The organism is Paracoccus binzhouensis (assembly GCF_016446475.1).
Taxonomy (GTDB): Bacteria; Pseudomonadota; Alphaproteobacteria; order Rhodobacterales; family Rhodobacteraceae; genus Paracoccus; species Paracoccus binzhouensis.
Window position 1 is genome coordinate 1 of record NZ_JAEHFP010000091.1, and the last position, 17898, is coordinate 17898.

The following is a 17898-nucleotide window of genomic DNA, read 5'->3' on the forward strand; positions in this document are numbered from 1 at the left end:
GGCGCGCGCCGCCGCCGCCGCCGCGTCTCGGCCCTGCGGGGCGGGGCGGTGGCGCTGGTGCTGGCCGGGCTGGGGGCCTGGTCCTGGCCGGTTCTGGCGCCGCGCCTGTCGGCCCTGCTGGCGCCGGATGACGAGCAGGCGATGGTGCAGGTGGAATCGCAGTTCGACATCGCCCCGGTGGTGCGCGGCGACACCTTCACCGACATTCCCGGCGACCCGATCATCATCCCCGCGCCCGAGGCGGGCGAGGGTGAAGGCACGCGGCGGCTGCCGGCGCCGGCGGCGCTGGCCGCATCGGGGCGGGTGCCGGGGCGGGCGGTGCAACTGGCGCTGCTGGACAGCGCGCTGGTGCCGCGGGACCGGCAGCTGGTCGCCGCGCTGCCCTCGACGCGCGAGGAATTCGCGCTGTTCCAGGCGGAACGCAGCCGCGAGCGGCTGATGAACGCCAGCCTGTCCCTGCCGGGCCCCGGCACCTCCCAGCCCGATCCCGCCTCGGGCATCGTCTTCCTGCGCGACGCCGCCAACCGCACGCCGCTGTGGCGCGAGACCATCCTTGAGACCGCGCGCGACACCACGGTCCAGGCGCTGCTGGCCGAGAACGGCTTCGGCGCCGACAGCGCGACCCGCCTGGCCGAGCGGCTGCAAGGCCAACTTTCCCTGCCGGACGAGTTGCCGCGCGGCGCCGTGCTGGCGCTGCGCTGGCGGCCCCGGGACGGCGGCCGCGAGGTGGTCCAGCTGTCGCTTTACGGTCCCCAGGGCTATCTGGGCTCACTGGCGCTGTCGGCGGCCGGCCAGCTGGTGGCGGCGGCCGATGCCTGGGCCGACCAGCCGCTCTTGCAGGACGCCATGGCGCGCGCCGGCGGGCCTGCGCCGCAGGGCCAGCAGCGGCTGCTGGACGTGATCTATTCGGCGGCGCTGCGCGGCGACGTGCCGCCCGAGGTCATCGGCGAGGCGCTGGCGCTGATGTCGCAGATCTTCGACCTGGACGGCTATGCCGATCCCGAGGACCGGCTGACGCTGATCTATGCCGACGGCGCCGCCGACCGGCCGGGCGCGGTGCTGTTCGTGGGCATCAGCGGCCCCTCGGGCGACAAGCCCTGCTATGTCGTGCCGGCCGATGAGGGGTTCGAATGCTACGCGCCCGGGGCGCGCATCCGGCGGCCGGACGGCTCGGCGGGGCTGTTGCAGCCGGTGGGCGGCGTGTTGTCGCAGCGTTTCGTTCCGCCCGCGGCCGGGGCCGAGGGCGGCGCCGGGGAAGGCCGCGGACAAGTGGTCTGGACGGCGCCGCAGGGCAGCCCGGTCCTGGCCGCCGCCGCCGGGCGCGTCACCGCGCTGGACGGCGATTCGGTCGAGATCACCCATGCGGGCGGGCTGGTCAGCCGCTATCTCGGTCTTGCCACCACCGCGCCCGATGTCGTCCGGGGGGCCGAGATCGCCCGCGGCGCGGTGCTGGGCCGGGCCGGCCTGCCGTCCGGCCGCTCCGAGCCGGGCCTCGCGTTCCAGCTTCTGCAGAACGGCCAGCCGGTCGATCCCCTGCCCATGCTGGGCGGCGGCGGCGAGGTGCTGGCCTCGGAATCCATCGAATCGCTCATCGGCCACATCATCCGGGTGGAAAGTGGCGGCGACGCGGCGGCGAAGAACCCGCGCTCGACCGCGACGGGCCTCGGCCAGTTCATCGAGGGCACTTGGCTGCGGATGATGCGCAGCTATCGCCCGGACCTGGTCGCGACGCTGAGTCCGCGCGAGCTTCTGGACCTGCGGCTTGACCCGGCGTTGTCGCGGCAGATGGTCCGGCATCTGGCGCAAGAGAACGAGGCTTATCTGCGGGCGCGTGGCCACGGCATCTCGGCCGGGCGGCTGTATCTGGCGCATTTCCTGGGTCCCGCCGGCGCCGATCTGGCGCTGCGCGCCGACCCGGCGCAATCGGTGGAAAGCGTGATGGGGCCGGCGGTGGTCGGGGCGAACCCCTTCCTGCGGCGCTGGTCCATCGCCGACCTGCGCAACTGGGCCGAGCGCCGCATGAGCGGCCCGGCCGGCGCCGCGGCGCTGGTCGAGACCATGCCCGAACGGCCGCTGACCGCCGAATTGCGCGCCTTCGTCGCCGAAATGGACCGGCTGCGGCGCAAAGGCCAGGGTTGAGCGCGAAAATCGGCCGTTCCGGCCGATGGGGCTTGTGCAGACGGGGCAGGCCAAAGTAACCCTTTTAACCATATTCCCCTGTGCCCTGCTTCCTTGCAAAAAGTAGACATTGCCGATGCTGCCAGTTTTCATCACGCCGATGCGGCGCTTTGTCCGCTCTCAGTTGTTCCTGACGACCGCGCTGATCTCGCTGGCCGGGCTGCCGTTCTGTCCCGGCGCAGCGCGGGCCGAGATGTATCTCGACAACGTCGATCCCGGCGATGGCGAGATCGAGGTCGAGGATGGCGATTGGGCATCGTGGAGCGACATCTGGACCGACGAGAACGGCGAGAACGCGGACACGCTGCCTTCGACCGAGATCGGCGTGCTGCGTGGGCCGGTCGACGACCCGGATGACTACATCACCCTGGATATCTTCGGCACGGTCGACGCCGGCGGGCTGACCGTCGAGCAGGGCAATTTCGCGCTGGAGGACGGCACCCTGCGGGCGGGCGGAGGCTCGTTGGCCTTTTCCGTCGCGGAAGGGTCGACGCTGCGGGTGTCCGCCGACGTCGAGGGCGACATGAACGTGACGGGTCCCGGCAGCCTGATCCTGCGCGGCGACAGTTCGGGCGACATCACCAGCAGCGGGAACCTGATCCTCTGGGGCAGGCATGACGGTAATGTCGCCAACGGCAATTTCCTCTCGATCCGGGATACGCTCAATGGCGACGTCGTGAACACGGGCTCGCTTTACCTGCGCGGCAATGTGGATGGCCTGGTCGACAACACCGCAGAAGCGTTCGTCGTAGGGGCGAGCAGTGTCGAAAATCTGACCAACCGTGCCGGCGCCCGGTTGACCGTGGTGGACGGCTGGACGCTGGAGGTCGAGAACACGCTGGAAAACAGCGGCACGCTTGTTCTGACGGGCGAGATCGACGGCGATGTCAACACGACCGTCGACGGGCGTCTCAGGCTGAACAACGGCCGGCTGGAGGGCGACCTGGCCAATGCCGGCACGCTGGGCGGTGAAGGCACCATCGCCGGGCATGTCACCAATACCGGCACGGTCACGGCCGGCAGCAACATGGTCGTCGGCAGCATGACCAATGACGGCACGGTGGCGATCGGGGCGGGGAACCGGCTGGAGGCCGTCGGCTCGGCGCTGCAGAACAACGCCCAGCTGACCGTGGAGGGCAACTTGGCGGGTGGGCTCGACAATACCGCCACCGGCACCGTGACCATGGGCGAGGACGCCGTCATCGGCGGTCCCATCGACAATGCCGGCAGCATGCAGATCGCCGGGCAGATCCTTGCCCGGCTGTCGAATGCGCATACCGTGACTACGGCGGGCGACGTGCGCGTGGGGCATCTGGTCACCGAGGCCGCCGGCACCACCACCATCGGCGCCGGGCATGAGCTGACCGCCGATGAGACGGTCGAGAACCGCGGCCGGACCAATATCGACGGCACGCTGACCGGCGACCTGCTGAACGAGGCAGGCACCACGGCGCTGCGGGGCGGCACGGTCGATGGCGATGTGCAGAACGACGCCACCATGACCGGGCATGGCCGCGTCACCGGCACGCTGGACAACAGCGACAGCCTGACCACGACCGGAAACCTGCGCGTGGGCCGGCTGGACAACGACGGCACCACCACGGTCGGTGCCGGCCATACCCTGACCGCGGACGAGCGCATTTCGAACGACGGCACGCTGAATGTCGCCGGCGCGGTGACGGTGACCGGCAGCGACGGCATCCGGAACAACAGCGGCGCCACCCTGGCGCTGACCGGGGCCACGTTGACCGGCAATGTCACCAACGACGGCACCATGCAGGTCGATGCCGCGTCGCAGGTCACGGGGGATCTGGCCAACAGCGCGGACCTGGTGCTGGACGGAGGCCAGATCTCGGGCAGTGTCACCAACCACGGCTCGATGCAGGTCAATGCCTCGTCGCGTGTCACCGGGGACCTGACCAACCGCTCGAACCTGACGCTGGACGGTACGGCCGGGGACGTGACGCTGACCGTTGACGGCATCTTCACCAATTCGGGCGTGGTGGACGGCACCAATACCGGCAGCACCCCCTCGGAGATGACCATCGTCGCCGACCTGGTCGCGGTCGAGGACGGCGCGGTGGTGAACAACGTGAACGTCATCGGCGATCTGCTGAACCGCAGCACCATCATCTATGACCAGGACACCTTCCTGGACGGCAACCTGACCAATGACAGCATGGGCGAGGTCACGGTCTCGGCCGGGCTGGACGTGCGCGGCAACGATATCGGCAACCTCGGCACCTTCAGGATCGAGACCGACGGCGATTCCGCCGGTGCCATGACCAATGTCGATGCGCTGACCAACGAGGGCAGTTTCACCATCACCAGCGGCGCCTCGGCCTCGGTCCAGAGCGTGGTGAACCAGGGCGACGGCGAGATGACCGTCGCAGGGACGCTGACCTCGGCCAGTACGGTCGACAACCAGGCCGACCTGACCGTCGCGGGCACGCTGGATGCCGGTCTGGACAATTCCGGCACCGCCGTGCTGGCGGGCGGCACGCTGGGCGGCGCGGTGACCAACAGCGGGCAGTTGCAGGGCAACGGCACGATCTCGGGCGCGGTGACGAACAGCGGCACCATGGCGATGAGCGGCCAGGTCGTGGGCCAGGTCGCCAACACCGGCACCATCAACCAGAACGGCACGCTGGGCGTCGCCGGGCTGGTCAATGACGGGCTGGTCAATGTCGCCAGCAGCGGCGTGCTGCGCTCGGCCACGACGGTGCAGAACAACGACCGGCTGACGGTGGCCGGCCAGCTCGACGCGGCGCTGAGGAACAATGCCGGCGGCCAGGTGACGCTGAACGGCGGCGCGGTGACCGGCGCGGTCGGCAATGCCGGCGAGATGACCGGCTCCGGCACCATCACCGGCGCCCTGACCAACAGCGGCAGCGCCACCATCGGCGGCCGGCTGGCGGCGGGCGTGACCAATAGCGGCCGGCTGGAATCCGCGGGTACGCTCAGCACCGCCTCGCTGGCGAACAGCGGCACCGTGGATGTCGCCTCGGGCAGCACGCTGCAATCCGACACGGCGGTGCAGAACGGCAACCAGCTGCGGGTGGCGGGCCGGCTGGCCGCCGACCTGGTGAACACGGGCACCGCCGCGCTGAGCGGCGGCACCATCGCCGGCGACGTCACCAATGGCGGCAGCCTGACCGGCAGCGGCACCATCGAGGGCACGCTGGCGAATACCGACACCGCCACCATCGGCGGCCGGGTGACCGGGGCGGTGACGAATGACGGCAGCCTGACCAGCAGCGGTGCGCTGAGCGTCGCGGCGCTGACCAACAACGAACGGCTGAACGTGGCGGGCGGCAGCAGCCTGCATTCGGACAGCGCCGTCGTCAACAACGGCAGCGTGAACCTGGCCGGCACGCTGCAGGGCGATCTGCACAACCTCGCCACCACCACGCTTGCCGGCGGCACCGTGGCCGGCGGGCTGACCAACAGCGGCACGCTGACCGGCAACGGCGCCATCGCCGGCACGCTGGCGAACAGCGGCCGGGCCACCATCGCCGGGCAGGTCGGGCGGCTGGAGAACAGCGGCACACTGGGCCTGTCGGGCGACCTGGCGGTCGGGACGCTGGTCAATGACGAGGTGGCAGAGATCGCGGCGGGCCGGACGCTGACCACCGGCGACGCGCTGCTGAACCGCGACCGGCTGACCGTGGCCGGAACGCTGACCGGCGCGCTGGACAACCGCGCCACCACGACGCTTTCCGGCACCATCGACGGCGGCGTCGCCAACAGTGGCACGCTGTCGGGCTCCGGCCGCGTCACCGGGCTGCTGCGCAACAGCGGCACCCTGACCGCGAATGGCGCGCTGACCATCGGCCAGCTGGTCAATGACGAGATCGTCTCGATCGGCGCCGGCAGCCTGCTGCGCTCGGCTGCGACGGTGCAGAACAACGACCGGCTGGGCCTGGCGGGTACGCTGGAGGCTGACCTGCTGAACCGCGCCGGCGGCACGGTCACGCTGAGCGACGGCACGCTGCGCGGCGATGTCGGCAACCTGGGGACGCTGACCGGGCAGGGCACCATCGAAGGCGTCCTGCAGAACGCCGGCACCGCCCGGATCGGCGGCCGCGCCGGCACGGTCGAGAACCTGGCGGCCGGCGCCCTGCATGTCAGCGGCGCGCTGGCCGCCGAGGGCTTCGTCAACGCCGGCACCGCCACCATCGCCGCATCGAACAGCCTGACCATGGCCGATCCCGACGCGGCGGGATCGGCGGTCCCGGCCGCCGCCCAGAACCTGGCGGGCGGCGAACTGACAGTGGAGGGCACGCTGGCAGGATCGCTGGCCAATGCCGGCCGGCTTGCCGGCGCCGGCACCATCACCGGCTCGGTCCTGAACCGCGGCACGACCGACTGGAGCGGCCGTATCGGCGGCACGGTGACCAACGAATCGCTGCTGCGGCTGGGCGGCACCGTGGCCGGCGGGCTGATCAACCAGTCCGGCACCCTGACCACCCGCGACACCGCGACCATCCAAGGCGGGCTGCGCAACGAATCCGGGGCCGGGATCGAGGTCGCCTCGGGCTCGACCCTGATCACCGAGGCCGGCACAGCCAGCCTGAACGCCGCCGGTGCCAGCTTCTCGCTGCTCGGCACGCTGCGGGGCGACCTGCTGAACGAGGGCACGCTGGAGCAGACCGGCACGCTGGACGGCACGCTGCAGACCTCGGGCAGCGCGACGCTGGGCGGCCGGGTCACCGGCGACCTGATCTATGACGGCGGCGCGCTGACGACCCGGAACGGGCTGGCCATCGGCGGTGACTTCGTCCTGAACGCCGACCACGCCATCGGCGCCGGCAGCCAGATCGCGGCGGCGCGCACGATGGTGGGCTCGGACAGCACGCTGACATTGGCGGGCGCGCTGGACGGGGCGCTGGTGAACCACGGCATCCTCGATGCCTCGGGAACCCAGGCACACGTGACCGGCACGGTGACCAACGACGGCACCATCGACCTCGAGGATGACAGCACCGGCGGCGTGCTGACCGTGGGCGGGCTGTCGGGCAGCGGCACCTATGCGCTGGACGTGAACCTGCGCGACATGACCGCCGACCGTATCGTGGTGGACGGCGGCGCGGCGCGCGGCAGCTATTACCTCAGCTTCGACCTGGGCGACCGCGACACCATCCCGCAATCCGGCGAGCGGGTGACGCTGATCGACGTGGACGAATCCTTCGGCGCGCAGAACGACTTCGTCTTCCGCCATGACGAACTGCCGGCCGGTTCCGAGCGCATCGTCTATTCGGTCGAGCGCGAGGGCGGGCTGGGCAACCTGGATCTGGTCAGCCAGCTGAACCCGGCCATGGGCGCGATCTTCGGAAACGTGGCGCTGGTGCAGTCGCTGATCGGCTCGGTGGTGAACCGGCCGACCAGCCCCTTCGTCACCTCGCTGGCCTATGAGGACAAGGAAAAGCCCTGCGGCATCGGCAGCTGGGGCCGGGCCGTCGGCGGCCATGCCACGGCGAACGGCACGACCGACAACGGCATCAGCAAGGTCGCAAGCGAGGTCAAGGCCGATTACTACGGCATGCAGGTCGGCACCGACCTGGCCTGTTTCGACGACCGTTTCGGCGGTTGGGACATGGCCTTCGGGGTGCTGGGCGGCATCAACCGCGGCTCGACCAGCCAGCCGGTCTATGCGATCAATCCCAACAACTCGCAGGACCTGACGGCGATCCTGACCTCCTATACCTCGACCGATTTCGAGCAGCGCTATGCCGGCATCTACGCCACCGCGACGCGCGAGCGCTTCCAGGCCGACCTGCAATACCGCTACGAGCGCACCGACTTCACCATCGCCAACGATCCGCTGCCCGGCTACACGGGCCTGGGCCTGGACGAGACCGACTTTTCCAGCGACGCGCAGACGCTCAGCGGCTCGATCAGCTATGCCGTGCCGATTGGCGACAGCGGCTGGGCGGTGCTGCCGACCATGGGCTTCGCCTGGTCGAAGATGTCCACCGATTCCATCCCCTTCGAGGACGGCTATCGGCTGAGCTTCAAGGACAGCACCCGCAAGATCGGCTTCGCCGGTGCCACCGTGGCCAAGACCTTCGTGCAGGAGCAGCGGAATTCGGCGCTTTACGCCTTCGCCACCGGCACCTGGTACAAGGATTTCGCCGATCCGACCGTGTCGGTCTTTGCCTCGGACGACCCGGATTTCGAGCCGCAGGTGCTGAAATCCGAGAACCTGGGCGCCTATGGCGAGATCAGCGTCGGCGCGAACTGGGTCAAGGTGCTGGGGCCGGAGGCCCGCGGCCGGCAGATCAGTGCCGGGGCGCGGATCGACGCCCGCTTTGGCGACCGGCTGGACAGCGTCGGCGTCTCGGGCCAGTTCCGCTGGCAATTCTGACTGGCCTCGGACCGGACCCGCGGCTAGGTTGGCACAACCGCTGCGGGTCCGGTCCGGGCATCCGCCGGATCGAAGCGAACAAGAACGGGAGTCGGTGACGCATGTCCTGGTTCAGCAAGGTCGCCTGGAAAGAAGGGCTGTTCCTGCAGCCGCAGCATCTGCAGCAGGCCGACCGCTATCACGAGCATCTGGTCCAGGCCCGCACCCGGCTGATCACCCCCTATCCCTGGGGCGTGGGCGAGCTGGTGCTGGACCGCGACCAGGCGCAGCAGGGCATGATCGCGCTGCGCGCCGTGGCCGGGATCATGCCCGACGGCACGCCCTTCGACGCGCCGGGCACCGGGCCGCTGCCGGTGCCGGTGCGGGTGCCGGACGACGCGGCCGGGCAATTCGTCTGGCTGACCCTGCCGGATTCAAGCCCCAACATGCGCGACGCCGCCCCCTATGAGGACGAGGGCGCGACGACCCGCTGGGGCATCGTGACCGAGACGGTCAGCGACAGCGCCTCCTCGGCGCGGATCGAGCAGGTGCTGGAACTGGCCGTGCCCCGGCTGGAGATCGCCATTCGCAAGACCCCGCGCCCCGGCTACCAGAACATCCGCCTGGCCCGCATCGCCGAGGTGCGCGACGGCGTGGTGACGCTGGACGAGACCTTTCCGCCGCCCGCGCTGGTCATCGGCGCGCATCCGCAGGTCATGGGCTACCTGACCCGCGTGATCGGCTGGATCGAGGCGCGGCTGGAAAGCCTGTCGCGCTATGCCACCGACCCCTCGGCCGGGGGCGGCTTGCAGGCCAGCGACTACCTGATGCTGATGGTGCTGAACCGCCAGATCGGCGTCTTGCGCCACCTGTCGCGGACGCTGGCCGTGCATCCCGAGGCGCTGTATCGCGAGCTGGTCGCGCTGGCGGGCGAACTGGCCAGCTTCGACAGCGCCAGCCGCCATGCGCCGGATTACCCGGCCTATGACCACGAAAACCCCAAGGAAAGCTTCGGCCAGATCGTGGCCGACATCCAGCGCCTGCTGTCGCGCGACGTCGGCCGGGCGATCCGGCTGCCCCTGCAGCAGGTGCGGCAGAACTCCTATCTGGCGGCCGTCGCCGATCGCAACCTGTTCCGCGAGGCCACCTTCATCATCGAGGTCGAAAGCGCCAAGCCGCTGTCGCAGGTGCAGATGCAGTTCCCCGAGCTTTGCAAGGTCGGGCCGAACACCCGCATGTCGGAAATCGTCAACAACAACCTGCCCGGCATCGCGCTTCAGCACCTGCCGAACCCGCCGCGGCAGATCCGGGTGCTGTCCTCGAACGTCTATTTCCGGCTGGAGCGCAATTCGCCGCTGTGGCGTGAATTCTCGACCGCGACGGCCATCGGCATGCATTTCGCCGGCGACTGGCCGAACCTGAAACTGGAACTGTGGGCCGTGCCCGAGAGGTCGTGATGGCGGGCAAGGAGGACGACCGCGACAAGACGGTATTCGGCGGCCCGGCCAGCCCGGGCCAGCGCCCGCAGGACGCCTGGTCGCGGCCGGTGCCGGGGCAGGATGACGGCCGCACGGTGATCGGCGGGCCGGGTGGCGGCTCGGGCTCGCCCTTCGGACAGCCGCCGGGGCAGGGCTGGGGCAACCAGCCGGCCGAGGGCCAGACCTGGATCGGCGGACCCGCCCGCCCGGCGCAGCCGCAACCGCAGCCCGGCTATCAGGGCTATCCCGGCGCCTACCAGCCGCCGGGGCAAGGGCAGGGCGGGCACAGCCCTTTCGGCCCGGCCGATCCCTCGCAGATCGGGCGGGCGGCGGGGCCGGACCAGCGCGGCTTCTTTCCCGACATCGCCACGCAGCAAGCCCCGCAGGCCCGCGTCGCACCGCGCATCCCCCAGGCGCAGGCGATGCAGGTGCGCGAACTCGGCGCGGCCAGTTCCGCGAACCCGCTGATCGCCGCCGCCGCGCCGCTGCTGATCCTGCTCGGGCGGCTGCGCACCGGGCTGGTGGAATTGCAGGTCGCGCCGCTGATGGAGCATGTCACCCGCGAGATCGACCGCTTCGAGCGCAATGCCGTCGCCGCCGGCGTCAACCCGCACGAGGCGCTGGTGGCGAAATACGCGCTGTCCGGCACCGCCGACGACATCGTGCAGAACCTGCCCGGCGCCGACCGCGGCAACTGGCAGCAATATTCCATGGTCGCGCGCTTCTTCCACAAGCGCGATTCCGGTGTCGGTTTTTTCCAGGAGGCCGAGAAGGCGCTCTATGCCCCGGCGCAGAACTGGAACCTGCTTGAGCTGATGCTGGTCTGCCTGTCGCTGGGCTTCGAGGGCCAGTTCCGCACCATGCCCAACGGCGCGGCGGAACTCTCGCGCATCCGCAGCGCCATCTATGAAAGCCTGCGCCGGGTTCATCCGCGCCCGGACGAAGATATTTCCGTCATGTGGCAGCCGGTGGTGCAGGATCGCGGCCGCCGCTTCGGCGCCATCCCGGTGCCGGCGGTGGCGGGCATCGCCGCCGTGGCGCTGGTCGCCGGTTTCGCGACGCTGCTGACGCTGATCAACCGCGACGCGGCGGTGGCGGCCGAGGACCTGCGCGGCGTGGCGCTGGATGCCCCGGTGATCCAGATCGACCGCAGCCCGGGCGAGGTCTATGTGGCCGAGATCCCGCAGCTGCAGCGCCTGCGCGACGCCTTCGCCGCCGAGATCGCCGACGGCCGCGTCTCGGTCGAGCCCAAGGGCGACTATATCGCCATCCGCGTCGGCAACCTGCAGCTGTTCGACCTGGGCTCGGTCACGGTGAAACCGGGCTTCGCCGCGCTGGCCGGCCGCATCGCCGAGGTGCTGAACGCCGAAGCCGGCCCGATCCTGATCGAGGGCCATACCGACAACGTGCCGGTCTCGGGCCGGGGCCGGTTCAAGGACAATTACCAGATCTCGGCCGCCCGCGCCGAGGGCGTGGCCGAGGTGCTGAAGCCCTTGCTGAAGGATCCCGCCCGCGTCGGCACCGAGGGCCGGGGCGAGGACGATCCCGTCGGCGACAACGCCACCCCCGAAGGGCGGGCCGCCAACCGCCGGGTCGAGATCATGCTGGCGCGCGAGGGCACCTATGACGCCCCCGCCCCGCAGGAGGCCGCGAATTGAGACTGCTGGGCTTTTACCTTCCGACCCCGCGCTGGAGCAAGCATGGCTGGTGGCGCTGGACCGTGACCCTGCTGGGTATCGCGGCGCTTTGCGCGGCGGTCTGGTTCGGCGGGCCGATGACCGGCTGGGCGCCCCTGGCGTCCCGCTTCTGGCGGGGGCTGATCGTCGGGCTGATTCTGGCCACGACGCTGGCGGTGCTGCTGGTGCGCTGGCGCCGCCGCGTCCGTGCCGCCCGCGCCATCGAGCAGGCGCTGGTGCCGCCCGAGCCCGAGGGCGACGGCAAGGCGCTGGCCGAGAAGATGTCCGAAGCCCTGGCGGTGCTGAAGAAATCCGGCGGCGCGGCCTCTCTCTACGACCTGCCCTGGTATGTCATCATCGGCCCGCCCGGCGCAGGCAAGACCACGGCGCTGGCCAATTCCGGGCTGGATTTCCCGTTGGCGCAGACCCAGGCCATCAGCGGCTTCGGCGGCACCCGGAACATGGATTTCTGGTTCGCCGAGGATGCGGTGCTGATCGACACCGCCGGCCGCTATACCACGCAGGACAGCGACAAGGTGGCCGACAAGGCCAGCTGGGATGCCTTCCTCGACCTGCTGAAACGCACCCGCCCGAACCGGCCGATCAACGGTGTGATCCTGTCCTTCTCGGTCGAGGACATGATGAAGGAGGACGCCGCCACCCTGCAGGCTCATGCCGAGACGGTGCGCGCCCGGCTGGCGGAACTGCACGAACATCTGAAGATCGACTTCCCGGTCTATGTGATGTTCACCAAGGCCGACCTGATCGCGGGTTTCCGCGAATATTTCAGCAGCTTCAGCCTGAATCGGCGCAAGCTGGTCTGGGGCGTCACCTTCCAGACCCGGGATCGCAAGGCGATCACGCATGAAGCCGTGCCGCAGGAATTCGACCGGCTGGTGGCGCGGCTGTCGGACGAGATCATCGACCGGCTGTCCGAGGAACCCGACGGCGTGGCCCGCATCGCCATCTTCGGCCTGCCGGGACAGATGGCGCTGCTGCGCGACAGCGTGGCAAGCTTCCTGCGCCGGGTGTTCGAGCCGACACGCTACAAGACCAACGCCATCCTGCGCGGCTTCTACTTCACCTCGGGCACGCAGGAGGGCACGCCCATCGACCAGGTGCTGGGCGCGATCCAGGAGCCGGGGATGGGCTTCGGCTCGGGCTTCATGTCGGGGCGCGGCAAGAGCTTCTTCATCCACGACCTGCTGCGCGGGGTGATCTTCCCCGAACAGGGCTGGGTCTCGCATGACCGCAAGGCGGTGCGGCGGGCTTTCGTGCTGCGCAGCGTGGCCTTGGCGGCCATTGCGGTGGTGACGCTGGGCCTCGGCACCGCCATCGGCGTCAGCTACTGGAAGAACCTGCAGCTGGTGCGCACCGCCGAGGCCGAGACCGCTGCCTGGCGCCGCGCCGCCGCCGAGGAACTGCAGCGCGACGTGATCGACGACCCGGACCTGACGCCGGTGCTGCCGCTGCTGAACGACCTGGCCAGCATGCCGGCCGGCTATGGCGACAGCGAGAAACCCAGCCTGTGGGAAGGCTTTGGCCTGTCCCAGCGCGACCGGCTGAACAAGGTCGCGACCGACAGCTATTCCAATGCGCTGGAGCGGATGCTGCGCCCGCGGCTGATCCTGGATCTGGAACGGCGGATGCCCGAGATCATCGCCTCGGGCGAGATGACCGAGATCTATCGCGCGCTCAAGGTCTACCTGCTCTTGGGCAAGCAGGGCGAGACGACCGATGACCCCGCCATCGAGGCCTGGTTCGCGCAAAGCTGGCGGCAGGACTATCCCGGCCGCACCGGGCTCGAGATGATCGACCGACTTGGCGGGCACCTGAAGGCCATGCTGGCGCTGGACGACCGCCGCGAGCTGCTGGTGACGCTGGACCAGGCGACGGTGGATCGCGCCCGCGCCGCCATCGCGCAGCTGCCGCTGGACGAACAGGCCTATGCGATCCTCAAGGACGGCGCCGTGGCGGCCGGGCTGCCGGACTGGAACCTGCTGGAAGCGGCGGGCGGCGGTGCGGCCGGCCAGGTCTTCGCCACCCGCGACGGCAGCGACCTGGCCACGCTGACCATCCCCGGGCTTTACACCTACGAGGGTTTCTGGGGCTATTTCTACGACCAGCTTGCCGTGGTGGGCGAGGAGTTGCGCCGCGACCAGTGGGTGCTGGGCGATTTCGCCAATTCGGACGAGATCGAGGGCCGGCTGGCGCGGCTGGACCGCGACCTGCTGGACCGCTACCGCGCCGAGTTCATCGCCGCCTGGACCAAGGTGCTGGACAACCTGACCCTGACCTCGATGGTGGCGGACAAACCGCAATATGCGGCGCTGGGGACGGCGGCCGGGGCGCAGAACTCCCCCATCCTGGAACTGGTCAAGGCGGTGGCCGACCAGACGCAGCTGTCGCGCGAATACGAGCAGCTGGAAGGCGAGCTGCCGCCGGCCGGCGCCGAGGCCGGGGCCGAGGGCGGCGGCACGGCGGGGGCCATCGGCGACCAGCTGGCCTCGCGCATCCAGTCGCGCTCGACCGGGGTGCAGCGCATTCTGATGGATGCGGCGATGCGCAAGCAGGGCAAGGGCACCCGCCGCGCCGGTGCCGGGGCCGAGGAGGAGACCAACAGCGTCACCGCCCCCATCGAGGCGATCTCGAAAGCCTTCGAGAACTGGCAGCTTCTGGTCGCGGGCGAACCGGGCAAGCGGCCCATCGACACGCTTCTGGGCAACCTGGGCGCGATCTGGGAAAACCTGCGCCTGGCCGAGCACAATCCCGATCAGTCGGCCGCCGCGCTGCCGACGCTGCTGAACTCGTTGACGCAGTACAATTCGCAGCTGCCCGACCCGCTGGCGCGCATGGTCACCAAGGCCGAGGGCGATTTCCGCTCGGGCGCCTCGGACGCCTCGATCGAGGTGATGAACCGGGCGCTGACCGACCGCATCACCTTCATGTGCCGCGACACCATCGCCTCGGCCTATCCGTTCGGCAGCGGCTCGCGCAGCCTGTCCATCGACAATTTCGCCCGCTTCTTCGGGCCGGGGGGCGAGATGGACAAGTATTTCACCGAATACCTGGAGCCCTATGTCGAGCGCAGCCCCGAGGGGCTGAAATGGCGCGAGGACAAGGAGATCACCCGGCGCCTGTCCACCGCCACCCTGCGGCAGTTCGAGCGGGCCGAGCGCGTCCGCCGCGCCTTCTTCGCCGGCGGCGGCACCACGCCCTCGGTCGAGATCACCGTGGCGCAGGTCGATGCGCATCCGACGGTGCGCTCGGCGATCCTGGCTATCAACGACACGGTGATCGAGACGGCGACCGGCTCGCTGCCGCGCACCATCGTCTGGCCGGGCGCCGGCAAGGCCACGGTGCTGCAGCTGTCGCCGCCGCTGGCGCGCGATTCCGTGCTGCGCTTCGAGGGCAGTTCCTGGACCTTCATGCAATTGCTCGACGCTGCCCGCTACAAGGAGCAGCGCGGCGACACGCTGCGCGCCACCTTCATGCTGGGCGGGCGCAACATCACCTATGATTTCACCATCAACGCGGTGACGAACCCCTTCACCATGCCCGAGATCAGGGATTTCCAATGTCCGCAGAGCATCGACTGACGGCGGGTGCGGCCGGACTCCACGGCAAGCACCCGGGATTTGGCGATTTCATCTCGGCCGGGCTGGCCGAGGGCTGGCAGGGCTTCGGCGACTGGGCGCAGGCGGTGCTGGGGCAATGGCGCGACGCGGCCGGGCCGGACTGGCAGGCGCAGTTCGACGCCGCGCCGGCGGTCTGCTTCTGGATCGGCCCGGCCCTGACCGGCGCCGGGCAGGCGCTGCGCGGGGTCTGGCTGGCCTCGCGCGACCGCAGCGGCCGGCGCTTTCCGCTGATCGTGGCACAGGCGGGCGGCACGCCCCCGGTGCTGGATGCGGCGCAGGACTTCTATCGCGCCGCGCATCGCGCGCTTCTGGACATGCTGGGTGCCGAAAGCTTCGATCCGCGCGCGGTGGCGCAGGCGCTGGAGCTGCCGCTGCCGGGCGATGCGGCGCCGGGCTGGCCCGGCTTCTGGGCCGCCAACCCGTCGCTGCCGCCCGAAGGGCTGCTGGCGCAGCTGGCCGCCACCGATCACGCCCATGCCACCGCGGCGCGCAGCTATTGGTGGTTCCCGGCCGCTGAGAATGCGGGGCCGTCGGGCCTGCTCTGCTGCCAGGGCTGGCCCAGCCCGCCCGAGATCGGCTGGCTGATTGCCGGCGGCGCGGTCCGCGAGGTCGAGGCATGAACACGCCGCAGCCGGTCTTTTCCTATGATTTCGCGGCGCTGACCGATCGCGGCTGCCAGCGCGCGCATAACGAGGACAGCATCGCCGCCCTGCCCGAATACGGCCTCTGGGCGGTGGCGGACGGCATGGGCGGCCATGCGGCGGGCGAGGTGGCCAGCGGCATGATCGCCGAGGAACTGGCCTCGCTCGGCGTGCCGGTCAGCGCCCAGGACCAGCGGGCGCGGGTGATCGAGCGCATCGACCGCGCCCATCGCCGCATCCTGGACCATGCGCAGCAGAACGGCGCCGGCGGGGCGGGCTCGACCGTGGCGGCGCTGCTGCTGCACGAGGCGGAACTGGCCTGCGTCTGGGCCGGCGACAGCCGCATCTATCTGCTGCGCGACGACGCACTGACCCGGCTGACCCGCGATCACAGCGAGGTGGCGATGCTGGTCGCCGCCGGTCGCATGACCGAAGCCGAGGCGCGCAGCTCGGGCCGGCGCAACGTCATCACCCGGGCCATCGGCGTCGGCGCCGCCGCCGATCCCGAGACCGTCACCGGCATGGCCAAGGACCGCGACCGCTTCCTGATCTGCTCGGACGGGCTGACCGAGCATCTGGACGATGCCGAGATCGCCGCCATGCTGGGCCGCTCGGGCCCGGCCGCCGCCATTGCCTCGGCGCTGCTCGAGGAAGTGCTGCGGCGGGGCGCGCGCGACAATGTCAGCGTGATCGTGGTCGATTGCCTGGCGCTGCCGGGCATGGCCGAGGACGCGGAATAGCCATGGCCGAGGCGGAGGACGACAAGCCCGATGCCGCCCCGGATGCGGCCGACCGCACGGTCATGGCCGCGTCCGAGCCGCCCGCCGCCGATTTGCCTTCCGCCGAGCCCACGGTGATGGCCGGCGCCGATCCGACGGTGGTCGCCGCCCGGCCCGCGCAGGCGGCCGGACCGGAGGTCCGGCTGGTCGAGCCCGGCACGCTGATCAACAACAACTATCGCATCCTGGGCCTGGTCAGCGCCGGCGGCATGGGCGAGGTCTATCGCGCCGAGAACGTCTTCACCGGCGATCCGGTGGCGGTCAAGGTCATCCTGCCGGGCCTTGCCAATGACGAGGCGGTGCTGGACATGTTCCGCCGCGAGGCCCGCGTGCTGGTGCAGCTGCGCGACGATTCCATCGTGCGCTATCACAACTTCGTCCTCGATCCGGGGTTGGGCCGCTATTGCCTGATCATGGAATTCGTCGAGGGCCGGCATCTGGGCGACCGGCTGAAGCAGGACGGCCCGCTGCCCGAGGTCGAGGTTCTGGCGCTGATGCGCCGTATAGGCGCCGGACTGATGCGGGCGCATGACCGCGGCGTCACCCACCGGGACCTGTCGCCCGACAACGTCATCCTGCGCGACGACCGCATCGACGAGGCGGTGCTGATCGACTTCGGCATCGCCCGCTCGACCGAGCTGGGCGACGGGCTGGCCGGGCGCTTCGCCGGCAAGTTCAAGTATATCGCCCCCGAACAGCTGGGCCATTGGGGCGGCGAGATCGGGCCGCGCACCGATGTCTACGGGCTGGCGCTGCTGGTCGCGGCGGTGGCGCGCGGCAAGCCGCTGGACATGGGCGATTCCGTCGTCTCGGCCTCGGCCGCGCGGCAGGGGATCCCGGATCTGACCGGCATCTCGCACCGGCTGTTTCCGTTGCTGCAGCATATGCTGGAGCCAGACCCGGCGCAGCGGCCGGCCGACATGGGCGCGGTGCTGCGGATGCTGGACGACCCGTCGCTGATCCCCTCGCGCTATCGCCTGCCGCTGTGGAGCCAGGGCGAGGCCGAGCCGCCGGTGGCCGAGGGGCTGACCGGCAGCTTCGGGTCCGGCTCGGGCCTGGGCGGGCCGGTGCATTCGGCCAGTCCCTTCGGCGCCGCCCTGCCGCCGCCGCCGCCGGACCTGGCCGCCGAGGCGCTCGAGCCGGCGACCCGTGGCCGCTGGCC

8 protein-coding genes are annotated in these 17898 nt (G+C 70.4%); all 8 read left to right on the forward strand.

Translation table 11 applies throughout. The features are described from left to right. Positions 1-2139: M23 family metallopeptidase (locus tag I9P22_RS17800; RefSeq protein WP_199260834.1), on the forward strand; the 2139-nt coding region annotated here is incomplete at its 5' end. 115 nt (positions 2140-2254) lie between these two features. Next, complete coding sequence (locus tag I9P22_RS17805; protein ID WP_199260835.1) at positions 2255-8545, forward strand: hypothetical protein; 6291 nt, start codon at positions 2255-2257, stop codon at positions 8543-8545. Between the two features lie 101 nt (positions 8546-8646). After that, a complete protein-coding gene (tssK, locus tag I9P22_RS17810) occupies positions 8647-9981 on the forward strand; it encodes a type VI secretion system baseplate subunit TssK (RefSeq protein ID WP_199260836.1) in 1335 nt (444 codons plus the stop codon). Further along, positions 9981-11660, forward strand: a complete 1680-nt coding sequence (icmH, locus tag I9P22_RS17815) for a type IVB secretion system protein IcmH/DotU (RefSeq protein WP_199260837.1) — start codon at positions 9981-9983, stop codon at positions 11658-11660. The genes tssK and icmH overlap by 1 nt, the downstream gene beginning before the upstream one ends. Beyond that, on the forward strand, positions 11657-15277 hold the full coding sequence (gene tssM, locus I9P22_RS17820) for a type VI secretion system membrane subunit TssM (RefSeq protein ID WP_199260838.1): 3621 nt from the start codon (positions 11657-11659) through the stop codon (positions 15275-15277). The genes icmH and tssM overlap by 4 nt, the downstream gene beginning before the upstream one ends. After that, on the forward strand, positions 15256-15936 hold the full coding sequence (tagF, locus tag I9P22_RS17825) for a type VI secretion system-associated protein TagF (RefSeq protein WP_199260839.1): 681 nt from the start codon (positions 15256-15258) through the stop codon (positions 15934-15936). Before tssM ends, tagF begins: the two co-directional genes overlap by 22 nt. Beyond that, positions 15933-16697, forward strand: coding sequence for a PP2C family protein-serine/threonine phosphatase (locus I9P22_RS17830; protein WP_199260840.1), 765 nt, complete (start codon positions 15933-15935; stop codon positions 16695-16697). Before tagF ends, I9P22_RS17830 begins: the two co-directional genes overlap by 4 nt. A gap of 2 nt (positions 16698-16699) precedes the next feature. Further along, positions 16700-17898, forward strand: a 1199-nt coding sequence (locus I9P22_RS17835; protein WP_199260841.1) for a serine/threonine-protein kinase, incomplete at its 3' end; no start/stop codon positions are given.

Excerpts from the sequence above, each read along its gene's own strand:
- I9P22_RS17805 (WP_199260835.1), top strand. The coding sequence starts at position 2,255 with ATGCTGCCAGTTTTCATCACGCCGATGCGGCGCTTTGTCCGCTCTCAG.
- tssK (WP_199260836.1), top strand. The coding sequence starts at position 8,647 with ATGTCCTGGTTCAGCAAGGTCGCCTGGAAAGAAGGGCTGTTCCTGCAG.
- icmH (WP_199260837.1), top strand. The coding sequence starts at position 9,981 with ATGGCGGGCAAGGAGGACGACCGCGACAAGACGGTATTCGGCGGCCCG.
- tagF (WP_199260839.1), top strand. The coding sequence starts at position 15,256 with ATGTCCGCAGAGCATCGACTGACGGCGGGTGCGGCCGGACTCCACGGC.
- I9P22_RS17830 (WP_199260840.1), top strand. The coding sequence starts at position 15,933 with ATGAACACGCCGCAGCCGGTCTTTTCCTATGATTTCGCGGCGCTGACC.